At 59.6% G+C, this 10,970-nt stretch carries 16 protein-coding genes and 1 tRNA gene; 6 read left to right on the forward strand and 11 right to left on the reverse strand.

Annotation, left to right across the window (positions count from 1 at the left end; all coding sequences use genetic code 11):
* Positions 1–51: 51 nt before the first annotated feature.
* Together PH551_RS15065 and PH551_RS15070 are read right to left on the reverse strand one after the other, a co-directional pair.
* Positions 52–339, reverse strand: a complete 288-nt coding sequence (locus tag PH551_RS15065) for a hypothetical protein (protein WP_285193584.1) — start codon at positions 337–339, stop codon at positions 52–54.
* 94 nt (positions 340–433) lie between these two features.
* Entirely contained in the window at positions 434–751 is a 318-nt protein-coding gene (locus PH551_RS15070; RefSeq protein WP_285193585.1) for a hypothetical protein, read from the reverse strand.
* 117 nt (positions 752–868) lie between these two features.
* Between PH551_RS15070 and PH551_RS15075 the strand changes: the two genes are divergently transcribed.
* A tRNA-Asn gene (locus tag PH551_RS15075) sits at positions 869–943 on the forward strand.
* Between the two features lie 494 nt (positions 944–1,437).
* On the opposite strand, the gene PH551_RS15080 is transcribed toward PH551_RS15075, so the two are convergent.
* The 4 genes from PH551_RS15080 to PH551_RS15095 form a co-directional block, all read right to left on the reverse strand.
* Positions 1,438–1,770: a hypothetical protein gene (locus PH551_RS15080; RefSeq protein ID WP_285193586.1), complete on the reverse strand. Its 333-nt coding sequence runs from the start codon at positions 1,768–1,770 to the stop codon at positions 1,438–1,440.
* A gap of 297 nt (positions 1,771–2,067) precedes the next feature.
* Positions 2,068–2,271 (reverse strand): CsbD family protein, encoded by a 204-nt coding sequence (locus tag PH551_RS15085; RefSeq protein WP_009986102.1) that lies wholly within the window; start codon positions 2,269–2,271, stop codon positions 2,068–2,070.
* A 233-nt stretch (positions 2,272–2,504) separates the two neighbouring features.
* Positions 2,505–2,684, reverse strand: a complete 180-nt coding sequence (locus tag PH551_RS15090; protein ID WP_085777915.1) for a hypothetical protein — start codon at positions 2,682–2,684, stop codon at positions 2,505–2,507.
* 289 nt (positions 2,685–2,973) lie between these two features.
* A complete protein-coding gene (locus PH551_RS15095) occupies positions 2,974–3,315 on the reverse strand; it encodes an oxidoreductase (protein ID WP_221157469.1) in 342 nt (113 codons plus the stop codon).
* Positions 3,316–3,521: 206 nt separating this feature from the next.
* On the opposite strand from PH551_RS15095, the gene PH551_RS15100 reads away from it, so the two are divergent.
* The 3 genes from PH551_RS15100 to PH551_RS15115 all read left to right on the forward strand — a co-directional run bounded on the left by PH551_RS15100 (position 3,522) and on the right by PH551_RS15115 (position 5,708).
* Positions 3,522–3,758: a hypothetical protein gene (locus PH551_RS15100; RefSeq protein WP_085780048.1), complete on the forward strand. Its 237-nt coding sequence runs from the start codon at positions 3,522–3,524 to the stop codon at positions 3,756–3,758.
* 464 nt (positions 3,759–4,222) lie between these two features.
* A complete protein-coding gene (locus tag PH551_RS15110; RefSeq protein ID WP_285193588.1) occupies positions 4,223–5,143 on the forward strand; it encodes a hypothetical protein in 921 nt (306 codons plus the stop codon).
* A gap of 205 nt (positions 5,144–5,348) precedes the next feature.
* Positions 5,349–5,708 (forward strand): low affinity iron permease family protein, encoded by a 360-nt coding sequence (locus tag PH551_RS15115; RefSeq protein ID WP_085777912.1) that lies wholly within the window; start codon positions 5,349–5,351, stop codon positions 5,706–5,708.
* A gap of 14 nt (positions 5,709–5,722) precedes the next feature.
* Here PH551_RS15115 and PH551_RS15120 read toward each other — a convergent pair whose 3' ends face one another.
* On the reverse strand, positions 5,723–6,142 hold the full coding sequence (locus tag PH551_RS15120; protein ID WP_085777911.1) for a low affinity iron permease family protein: 420 nt from the start codon (positions 6,140–6,142) through the stop codon (positions 5,723–5,725).
* Here PH551_RS15120 and PH551_RS15125 point away from each other — a divergent pair.
* Positions 6,126–6,254 carry a hypothetical protein gene (locus PH551_RS15125; RefSeq protein WP_259668362.1) on the forward strand — a complete coding sequence of 43 codons (129 nt, stop codon included), beginning with the start codon at positions 6,126–6,128 and terminating at the stop codon, positions 6,252–6,254. The genes PH551_RS15120 and PH551_RS15125 overlap by 17 nt on opposite strands.
* A gap of 37 nt (positions 6,255–6,291) precedes the next feature.
* Here PH551_RS15125 and PH551_RS15130 read toward each other — a convergent pair whose 3' ends face one another.
* The gene (locus PH551_RS15130; RefSeq protein WP_183700885.1) at positions 6,292–6,594 is read right to left on the reverse strand and encodes a DUF6074 family protein; all 303 of its coding nucleotides are present in this window, start codon (positions 6,592–6,594) and stop codon (positions 6,292–6,294) included.
* Positions 6,595–6,788: 194 nt separating this feature from the next.
* Here PH551_RS15130 and PH551_RS15135 point away from each other — a divergent pair, with 194 nt between their 5' ends.
* Positions 6,789–8,054 (forward strand): glycerate kinase type-2 family protein, encoded by a 1,266-nt coding sequence (locus PH551_RS15135; RefSeq protein ID WP_285193589.1) that lies wholly within the window; start codon positions 6,789–6,791, stop codon positions 8,052–8,054.
* A gap of 17 nt (positions 8,055–8,071) precedes the next feature.
* Here PH551_RS15135 and PH551_RS15140 read toward each other — a convergent pair whose 3' ends face one another.
* The 3 genes from PH551_RS15140 to PH551_RS15150 all read right to left on the reverse strand — a co-directional run bounded on the left by PH551_RS15140 (position 8,072) and on the right by PH551_RS15150 (position 10,883).
* Positions 8,072–9,025 (reverse strand): NAD-dependent epimerase/dehydratase family protein, encoded by a 954-nt coding sequence (locus tag PH551_RS15140; RefSeq protein WP_285193590.1) that lies wholly within the window; start codon positions 9,023–9,025, stop codon positions 8,072–8,074.
* Between the two features lie 94 nt (positions 9,026–9,119).
* Positions 9,120–10,076 carry a lytic transglycosylase domain-containing protein gene (locus tag PH551_RS15145; RefSeq protein WP_285193591.1) on the reverse strand — a complete coding sequence of 319 codons (957 nt, stop codon included), beginning with the start codon at positions 10,074–10,076 and terminating at the stop codon, positions 9,120–9,122.
* Between the two features lie 147 nt (positions 10,077–10,223).
* Positions 10,224–10,883 carry a peroxiredoxin gene (locus PH551_RS15150; RefSeq protein ID WP_085777906.1) on the reverse strand — a complete coding sequence of 220 codons (660 nt, stop codon included), beginning with the start codon at positions 10,881–10,883 and terminating at the stop codon, positions 10,224–10,226.
* Between the last annotated feature and the right edge of the window lie 87 nt (positions 10,884–10,970).

A 10,970-nucleotide genomic window follows, 5' to 3' on the forward strand; every position in this document is an offset into this window, starting at 1 on the left:
TCGCAATCATCCGGATCCATGCAGCTCGAACTCGACGGCGGGCCCGTGTGATCAGCCGACGATGATGCCGACGCTTTCAAGCGAGGTCCTGTTCAGGGAGCGGTAGCGGCGATCGTCCCGACCGCGGTCGTTCCTGCCGTCGCGCTCATTACGGCCGTTAAAATTGCGATAGTTGCGAGGCCCGTTATACCAGCCTTCGCCTTGATCGATGACGCACCCTTCGGGGCGGCGGCAGATACCGCTCGCGTCAAAACCCCGGCTGTCGACGGCCTGGGCCTCGGCTGATCTGGCTGAGACCATCGCCGCTACCGAGAAAACTGCAATAAAAAATGGCTTCATATCCTCACCCGGATCATCGTGGTGCGTTTCAGCTCCATAAACCACCAATGCCGAAAACGATCCACGTTCCGCAGGGCGTCTCCCGCGACCGCCGTTAGCCGGCCGGCGTTCGCCGCCTGTGCCACCAGACTGCCAGCCGGCGCCGAAGCCGGCGGGCGATGGAAAGATCATGCGAAAGCACTAGGAGGCCGAGCGGCAGCATCCAGAAACCGAGGACCGGCAGGAAGCCCAGCAATCCACAGAAAACCAGGGCCGCACCGATTGCCATCCGTCCGATGCGTGAGTGCGGCATGCCAATGCTGAAGGAGCCGAGCATAAGCCTGTGGTTTACGTGGTCGATACCGAAGCGCCCTGCCCGCCTTCTGCGCTTTTCGCTGCTCGTTGTCTCTTGGCGATCATTCCTATTTGTCATTTCCCAGAGATGGGCGCAGACTGTCCAAATACAAGTTCATTTCATTTTTTTGAAAAAACCGCTTGGCAAATCGGACAAGCATTTGTATTAGCCCACTCACACCGCGCCAAGCAGTGATCCCTGGTAGCTCAGCGGTAGAGCATTCGACTGTTAATCGACAGGTCGCCGGTTCGAATCCGGCCCGGGGAGCCAATTCTAGAAATAAGTGCCTGTTTTGTTGAGCATTCCGAAGGCAGGCACTTACTTCCCCGCTTTCACCCAATTTTGAAGTCATATGTTGCCGTCGCCTAGGCTATAATTTTTCTGTCACTGATTTATCCCAACATTAAATCCGCCATTGGCGGCACACCGACCGTAGGCGGCAAGGCACTCCTCTAGCCTAGTCCTAAATCCGCACCCGCCTGAACCTTGCGAAAGTTCCCAAGGCGCGTGGATTCGGTCTATCTGAAGCTTTTGCTGGTAACCACGGATGTACTGGGCCGTGCTAATGCAAAAGAAGGGTCGGCGCTGGCATTCGCCCGATCCTTCTCTTTTGCGACAGTTCAGTGGCTACTGCTGATAGCTCCCTTCCCTGTCCGAGACCTTCACTCCCTCGCACCGCAGCTGGGCAGATCCAGACAGGCATCGGCGCAGGTCACCCTACTGCATGTTTTCATGCCGAGGGCAGTTGCCGTTAGTGCTGCCGACTAAAAGTCAAAATAAACGGTCACACCTGACCGACGGGGATAGGGGTAATCGTCGCGATAGCCATAATAGTCGCGATAGCCGTGATAGTCGCGGTAGCCGTAATAACGCGGACGATAGCACGAGCCGTAATACCGGCAGTCGCGGTAAGCGTACCGGTGTTTCTTCCAGTGGCCATACGCATGACCATTTCCGTGGCGACGGTGTTCGACCTGCTCGACGTCGGCGGTGTGTATAGCTACCGCTTTCGGCACGACGATCGGCGCGGCGTTAAGCGGCAGGGCGAAAGATGCAGACAAGACAATGGCTGCAAGCGAGGAAAAAAGCATCTTCATCGGCGCATCCTTTCAAGCTGCGATTCTGGGTTAACAAGCATTAACCTCCGATGAACGACGGCCCGCTCACAAAAACACCAGACGACGCACCGCTGGTTTGGCCGCGGGTGGTGCTCGAGCCGGCCATCGGTGTTCAGAGCAAGCGCACACGGGCAGTCAGCCGGCGGCGACCGGTTATCGAGGGAGCGCGCCCGGCGCTGCTGCCTGACCGCCGGCATAAGGTCGATAAGATGTGAAAATGGCACGCCCATTAATTTGGGCGTGCCGAGTTACCGATCCGTGCTCCGATAATGCGACTTACCAGGTCTGGCGATTATACCAGTCGTCAATGTCTCGCCGGGTACGGTCTTTCTCGTAGCCGTAGCGCTCCTGGATCTTGCCTTCGAGCTGATCGCGCTTACCGTTGATGACGTCAAGATCGTCGTCGGTCAGCTTGCCCCACTGCTCCTTGACCTTGCCTTTCATCTGCTTCCAATTGCCTTCGACGCGGTTCCAATCCATGGCTCATTCCTCCTGTCGTAGGAAAGAGGAACGGAGATGAGCGATAAGGGTTCCGCTTCGGCAGGCGGCCAGCCAGTACAGAATCAACATTCTTCGTACGGGCAGCGAGTGGCAAGACTCCGCCTCGAGCGGCTGGAGGCTCCGATTGGGTGTTCAGCATGTCGGATCGAGCGCTTTGTTCTCGCAATTTTGGTCGTCCGACCCCAGACATCGGATTTGAAGCGGCTCCCTCTCTAATAGCTGCACGAACGGCCGTCGCCGGGCCGGAAGCCGTCGGCGCAGGCCGGGTTCATGGAATCGCCAGGCTGGTATCCCGATGCCGAGCCATATGAATTTGGCGGCGTCGAGCAAGCTGAGGCAATGACCGACAGGCCAATTGCTCCGGCCGCTAAGAATGCTCGAAATCTGTTCATGAATACTTCTCCCATTTCCGCTGCGCTCGGTAAGCGAGAGTCCCTTCTTCCAGAACCACGGGAGCATTTCCGGAACTCCTCCGAAATCACTCTGCGGCTGAAGATATAGGCGCAACTCTCAACGGACGTCAGCTTCAGCCGCGAAAATTCGTGCGGGTCGTTAAAAATTATGCGTGCAATACGTTCATATCGTCGGCCATCCTCGCGGTATTGAAAGATAGCACAACGCATATGGCGCCCCGGAAGCGATACTGACTTCCGGGGCAAGTTGACGAAGCGGCTCGAGCTTTCAGCGGCATGCATTTGCCGCATCAGGTTGTGTCGAGCTATTGCCGGAGGTGGGAGCCGGGTTGCCGGTGCCGCCGGCCTGCTGGCGCTGACAGTCGTTCGGATCGCCGCCGGATCCGTTCGCACCGGTCGCACCGGCGCCGACAGTCGTATTTGCGCCGGCACCGCTGGAGTTCGTGTTGCCGGAACCGCTGGCGTCCGAACCAGACATGGTGCCGCTCCCGGAACCTGAGGCTCCGCCGCCGCTGCCGCTGCCCGATCCCGAGCCTCCACCTGATTGCGCCATTGCCGACGTTGCCAGGCCAATCGTGATTGCTGCTACTGCCATCATTCTCAGAAGCATTGGATATCTCCTCGCTGCTTCATTGCCGATAGGCAGCAAACAAAAGCCTCTAGAGATTGTTTCAGTTCGAAAACGTACAGGAACGTCCCTGCGTCGCTCACCGCCTCGGCCGATGACCGAACGAACGGCGGAAACGCCTTCATTCTTGACTCGAAGGTGGATGAGAACATAATAGGAACATCGGTAGGGCGCAAATGAAAATAGGATTGGAAGCTCTGAAGGAGATCGAGGTCGTGCGTCCGCAGGCAGCCGAGAAATTAGCAGAAGAAACGTTGAGAGGAGAAGTCGACGCAGTTGTCGCTTTTCACCAAGGGGACGTCCGTGCCGCCATTACAACGCTGCTGCTGGATTGCCGTCACCTCCGACTTCAGCTCGCCCTGAGAGATAAAGGCGTGAGCCGCGGCATGGCCTGTGAACGGACAACGACCGTTGAAAGGCCATGAGACATCGTCGCGGTATCGGCCTCGCGCCTCCTGATCGCCACTCCGTCGAAATCGAAAAGGCAACATTGGCGACGTTGCCGGAGTGGTTCGTCATGTATGCCCGTTGCCACGCATGTCGCCGCCAGATGCTTATCGAGCGGCGGAATATTGCCCGGCGCTGCGGCCAGAACCTGTCTCTCGCCAGTCTTGGCAAACGCCTTCAATGCCAAGGATGCGGCAACCGCTCCGGCAATCTGCTGCTCCTTCAAATGCTGCCGCGCGATTGACAGGCAACCGCGCGCTTCAAACCGACCGCTTCCACCGGCGGGAACAAAACGCCATCGTTAAAAGTTGTGTGGCATCAACCACGTAACGTCGCCTTTGACAGGAGGTCTCTCATGGGTCGCGGTATTCTACTTTGGCTGCTTGGTGTTCCACTGCCGATCATCATTCTTCTGGCTCTGTTTATGCGATAGGAACGGATCATGTCGGTTTCAATGACAGGTTCCGGAGAGGTTGCCACTCCGGTCGAATCCTCTAAATCCGCCATGACATGGGGACCCATCTTCGGTGGCGCGGCCGCCGCCATCGGAGTAACCCTCATCCTTCTTCTTCTGGGATCCGGCCTTGGACTGACGATGGTGTCGCCCTGGTCGGGACAAAGCAGTTCGCTCGGCACGCTCGGCATCACAGCGGCGATCTGGCTCGTTCTCGTGCAATGGCTCTCCTCCGCGCTCGGAGGCTATGTAACCGGCCGCTTGCGCACAAAATGGGCCGCCGTCCACACCGACGAGGTTTTCTTCCGCGACACCGCGCATGGTTTCCTAAGCTGGGCTCTGGCAACCATCTTCGTCGCCGGATTTCTTGCGTCGTCGCTGACGTCGCTCGCCGGCGCCGGTGCACAGGCGGTAGGATCGGCCGCGCAAGCCGTAGGCTCGACCGCCGCGGCCGCCGGTACGGCAGCAGCAACGTCGTCAACCTCGCCGCTGGATCTTTCCACCGCCTATTTTACCGACGCATTGCTACGCCCTGACCAGGCGCGTGCGGCAGCGACATCCAACGATGCTGCGGCAACGTCGGAAGTCTCCCGCATCCTCCTCAAAGGCGCTGCCGAAGGGCAAGTTCCAGATGAGGACAAGGCCTATCTTGCCACCATCGTCTCTGCGCGGACCGGTCTCTCCGAAGCCGATGCACGCGCCCGCGTGGATGCGGTGCTGAAGCGTATCGACGACGCTAAGGCCGCCACGCAGAAGGCTGCCGACGAGGCACGAAAAGCCGCCTCGACCACGGCATTGCTGGGATCCTTGTCGCTTCTGGTTGGCGCCTTCATAGCCGCTGCGGCTGCGGCTCTGGGAGGATCGCAACGCGACGCAGAGGAAGATCTCGTCGTCACATCCCGCCTCTAACTGAGGGGGGCGCGGTCTCAACGGCGCGCCCCAGTCCTCGGCTCGGCAGTCAGCCTGACGAAAAGCACGCACGCCACGCTAAAGCCGGTAGAGGAGCGTATGAAGACGTGAAACGCCAAAGCGCATCTGAATAATCGCGACATGCCTGGTGATGGAAACGGCCACGATCTGCTCCATCTTCCTTTATGGGACTGTGGAGAGCCATATGCGCTGGCGCTTTCGACTGATTTCCGACCTCGCCGTTTCATGGGCAGGGCACCGTGTGGTTCCTGTCGCGCTGATTGGGTTCATAACTCTATGGACGGCAGTCGGTTTAAGATTTTCCTTTCCCCGGCAGTGGTTTCTGCTGACCAACATGGTGGGCACGCTCGTCACATTCCTTATTTTGCTGCTGCTGCAGCACTCCCAAAATCGGGACATGAAGGCACTCCATGCCAAGCTCGACGAACTGATCCGATCAAGCGAGGCAGGAAACCATTGGATCGCGGCCGAGAAGAAAGATGCCGACGCCATTGAAGAGATGCGGCAGCAACATCAAGACCAGATTTCGGCGAAGCGAGTGTGAGGAGATGGGCGCCTCTAACCGGACGTTGCCTCTGCGCCGGATTTCTCGTCCGATTTCTCATCCGCCTTCTCCTCGACGCTTTCGGCCTTTTCTGCAAGCGTCTTGCTCATTTCCCTGAGCTCGCCCTCGTCGAGCTTTTCGATGCCGACAAATTTATTGGCGGCCTGACTCGTCAGAATGAGCTCGTCAAGCTTGGCCTGCAAAGCCTTTCCGTCACGGTTCTGGCTGTTCTGCAACACAAACACCATCAGAAAGGTGATGATGGTGGTCGTCGTGTTGATCACGAGCTGCCACGTTTCGGAATAATCGAAATATGGCCCGGACACTGCCCAAACGAGGACGAGCATCAGAGCTGCGATAAAGGTGAACGGCCTTCCCGACAGCTCGGCGACGGCGGTTGCGAAGGAAGAGAAGAAGTTGGATTTGTTCGACATTCGAGAAGGCTCCCGCAGCATCAATGCTGTCAATCGACAACATCAACTCCACATCCGGGCGGAAGTTCCTCATGCCGTCGAGGTCGATCCGGACGGCATGCTCAATGCATGAGATTGGTGGTCAGACGCGTCGGATCAAACCCGATGAATCAGCGTTTCTGTGATTTGGCAACGGCCTGCTTCTGGTGGCTGAGGACCAGTTCGATCTGGACATCTTGTTGAAACTCCATCACCCGCTGACCGACAAGGCTCTCCGGCATTCCCGCGGCCAGAAGCTGATCGGCAAGCCTGCGGCACTCGGCCTTCCAGAATTCGACTGCGTCCGCGCCATGCCGGCGGCCGAGTTCCCGGGCGCACCGCTCGATATTGGCAGTTCCGGTTGCGGAGGGAAAGGCAATAACCTTGCCTTCGTGAGAGGTGGCGGCGGGGCGGCAGGTCGTTTCAGTGGCCATCGAATACAGGTTTCCTTTGATCCTATATGTTGTCTACGGGAGGATGGTTAATGCTTTCTATTCGTTCGCCTCTTTCAATGCCGAGACTCTGCGTCACGGCCGTCAGATCACCGCATCTTCGGCCTTGACGCCGCCACGCCGATACGCCGACAGTCTCGGTCACAATCGACACCTTGAGGCAGCAGAGACCAACGATGACCATAACCGCCCCCCGCGATTTCCTGAAAAGCCTGTTCGACGCGGCAGTTCGCGCGGCCGATCCGCTGACCGGCATCAAATCGCACCTGCCGGAGAAACCGAAAGGAAGAACCGTCGTGATTGGCGCCGGCAAGGGCGCGGCGCAGATGGCGCGGGCGCTCGAAAGCGCATGGGCCGGACCGATTGAGGGGTTGGTGGTCACGCGATACGGCTATGGCTGCGAAACGCGCTTCACCGAAATCGTCGAGGCAGCCCATCCGGTGCCCGACGCTGCTGGGTTCGCTGCCGCCAGACGGTTGATGGAAACGGTGAACCGGCTGACGGAAGACGATCTCGTGATCGCGCTGATCTGCGGCGGCGGCTCGGCACTGCTGCCCGCCCCGCCGGAAGGATTGACGCTCGAAGACGAAATTGCGCTCAACGAAATGCTGCTTGCGTCGGGCGCGCCGATCTCGGCGATGAATGTGGTGCGCAAGCATCTCTCCACCATCAAGGGCGGAAGACTGGCGGCAGCGACGAAAGCGAGAGTCGTCAGCCTGATCGTTTCGGATATTCCCGGCGACAACCCGGCCCACGTCGCCTCCGGGCCGACGGTGCCCGACGGTTCAACACGGCACGAAGCGCTGGAGATCATCAGGCAGTATGGATTGCAGCTGCCGCAGGCCGCGCTCGACCATCTGAACTCGCCAAAGGCAGATGCACCGCGGCCGGACGATCCGGTATTCCTGCGGCACGAGCATCACATCATCGCCTCTGCCGGCGTTTCGCTGGCGGCCGCCGCCGCTGAGGCGGAATCACAAGGGGTCACGCCGGCAATCCTTTCGGATGCCATCGAAGGCGAATCGCGTGACGTGGCGCTGGTGCATGCGGCCATCGCCCGCGAGGTCCTCGGGCGGAACAGGCCATTCTCGAAGCCGGTCGTCCTCCTGTCCGGCGGCGAGACGACGGTGACGCTGAAAGCCAAAGGCGGCAAGGGCGGGCGCAATGGCGAATTCACCCTTGCCATGGCGCTTGCAATCGATGGGCAAGACGGCATTGCTGTGCTGGCTGCCGACACCGACGGGATCGACGGCTCGGAAGACAATGCCGGCGCCTTTGCCGATGACGGCACGGTGAAGCGTCTGCGCGCCGCCGGGCTCGATCCGCGCCGGCTGCTCGACGGCAATGACAGCTACTCGGCGTTCAAGGCTATCGGCGATCTCTTCGAGACCGGTCCGACCGGAACCAACGTCAACGATTTCAGGGCGATCCTCATCCGTTAGAGACGACTAACCGGCGATCAGGTCTTGATCCGTCCCTGCCCGACCAGCCAGCCGACCGATTCCTGCACCGCCTGCAGAGACGTATACCTCGGGGTGTAGCCCAACAGGCGCCGGGCTTTGGCAATCGAGCAGTTCGGACTGCGGGCGATGTGCTCCCATGTCGCCTCCGCGTCCTCGGCCGTCTGGCCTTCCGCCCAGGCGTCGAATGGTGCGAAGGTGAGCTTCGGGTCCTGCCCAAACCACCGCGACATGAATTCGGCGTAGCCGCGAAGCGTCACGGCCTGCTCCGATACTGCATGGAAACTTTCGCCGATCGATGCATTCCGATTGGCGATCGCGTCCATGAACATCGCCGCCACGTCGTCGGCATGGACATGATGAACGGTCTCCAGACCGAAATTGGGCAGCGCCAGAGCCTCTCCGCGGGCAAGGGTCGAAAAGACCTGCAGATTGAAATTGCCGGCCGGATTGAGCGGCGCCCATCCGGGGCCGACAATGTGGCCGGGATGAATGACGGTCGCCGGAAAACCCCGAAGTCTTGCCTGCTGCAGCAGATAGTTTTCGATCGCCGCCTTTTGAATGCCATAGTCACCGAACGGAGACTTCGGCGCTTCCTCCCGTGTCGGCACGGCCACCGAATATCCATGTGTCCAAATCGTGCCGGTATGTAGGAAATGGCCGACATGCCCTGACAGCGCCGTCACCAGCTGCTCGGCGCTTTCCAGCGTGAAGCAGATCATATCGATGACGATATCGGCGTTCAAGGCCCGGACGGCCGGACCGAATTCGCCGGTCCGCTCCATCTCTACCCGGTCCATCTGTCGCTGATCGACGGAGGCCCAAGCGCGGTTTGCCGTATAAGGCCTTGCCGCGCCGCGGCTGATGGTGACGACGTCGTGACCCGCCTCCACCAGACGAGGAATGAGATAGGTTCCGACATGGCCCGTTGCCCCAATGACCAAAACGCGCATTGTCTTCCCTCCCGATGGCATGATCCGCTGCGACTATGCTGCGCCGTCCAGCGATCGTGCAAGCAGACTTTTCGTCGCGAATGGAGCAGGCCTTCTATTGGTTCCTGAAAACGAGGCAGGTGCCGCCGTGCTTGCGGATCTGATTGCAGACGTCGTTGGCCTCCATTCGTGTCTGCCGGGCGATGCGGGCGGCATAACGCGGTCGAAATCCGAAGCTGCGATCGCGCTGACGCAGGATCAGGGGCTGCTCCGCGTTCAATGGCGCAGGCAGATCCAGCACGGCGTCGCGAAACATGCGCCGCGCCACGGCGGCATCGGCATTCGCCGCCAGCTGGACGCCCCAGGGAGCCCAAATGCCCTCCTGACGCCAAGGCGTGTCCTTCAATATCCGGCTTTCGGCCAGCGCCACGCAGCCGTCACGGAAGGGTCTGTCCTTGTCGAGCGGGGCGGCCGCATTCTCAGGCGGATTGTCCTTCCACTCCTCGATCGTGTGCGCGGTGATCGCCATCACGTAGCCGCGCGTCTCGTAGGGTAACCTGCCTGATGTAAGGTAAGTCGCAAGACCTTTTTCGCCGGCGTTGTAGGCGGCCGCGGCAAGGCCGAGATTGCCAAAACGATTTCGCAATTCATCGAGATATTGCGCCGATTTCCTCAAGGCTTCCAGCGCCTGATAGCTGTCGTCGAGGCCGCGAAGTTTCGCCGTTCCAGGCATGAACTGCGCAATGCCCTGCGCGCCCTTGATGCTGACTGCGTCGGGGCGAAAGGTGCTTTCCCGCCAGATGAGTCGGGCGAAATAAGCCGGCGGCAACCGATTGGCCTCGGCGAAATGCTCGATCGCGATGCAAAGGTCACGATTGAAACTATCCTTGCGGATGCAGAGCCTCTCGCCCGATCCCGAGGCCGAGGGTCCCGAATAGAGACAGGCTGGCTCGGCAGCACTCTCTTCCGGCTGAGCTTTCGGCGTATCGACGCCGGAAAACAGAAAACAAAGCGAAAGCAGGGCCTTCGCCGAACTCCTCAAAATGCCAGACTGACGCTTTCGCCCTATCATCGGATCTCAGCAGGTTAACTTCCATCGCGACGCTCATGCTAGATAACATCGATCAGGGCGCGAAGCTTCCCATTTCGCGATGCGAGCATGAAAAAAGCCGCCGGGCAATGGCCGCGGCGGCTTCGGGAACAGACTTGAAAGCCGTGTTCAGACGGACGGCTGCTTCGTCTTCCTGAGATAGGGCAGGACCGTATCGAAGGAGCCGAAGCGCGCGATCGCATCGTCATTGGAAACGGCAGCGGTGATGATGACATCTTCGCCCTGATTCCAGTTTGCCGGCGTCGCCACCTGGTGCTTGGCCGTCAGCTGGATGGAGTCGATGGCGCGCAGGATCTCATTGAAATTGCGGCCCGTCGTCATCGGATAGGTCAGGATCAGCTTGATCTTCTTGTCCGGGCCGATGATGAAGACCGAGCGCACCGTCGCATTGTCGGCAGGCGTGCGGCCTTCGGAGCTGTCGCCGGCACCGGCCGGCAGCATGTCATAGAGTTTGGCGACCTTCAGATCCTTGTCGCCGATCAAGGGGTAATCGACATCAAAGCCGGTTGCGGTCTTGATGTCGCCCTTCCACTTGGCATGGCTTTCGACCGGATCGACGGAAATGCCGATGATCTTGACGCCGCGTTTGGCAAATTCGTCGGCGAGTCCGGCCATGGCGCCGAGCTCCGTCGTGCAGACAGGCGTGAAATTCTTCGGGTGCGAGAACAGCACCGCCCAGCCGTTGCCGATCCAATCATGGAAGCTGATCGGTCCCTGTGTGGTGTCGGCGGTAAAATCGGGGGCAATATCGTTGATACGTAAGCTCATGGTCGGCCCTCCAAAGCCAGTGTTGGGGTATTATTATCTCGGATCGCGGTCATGAACGCTGCCTGCTGGAGATGTCGTGGATTGCAA

It is taken from the genome of Rhizobium atlanticum (assembly GCF_030182485.1).
Classification (GTDB): Bacteria; Pseudomonadota; Alphaproteobacteria; order Rhizobiales; family Rhizobiaceae; genus Rhizobium.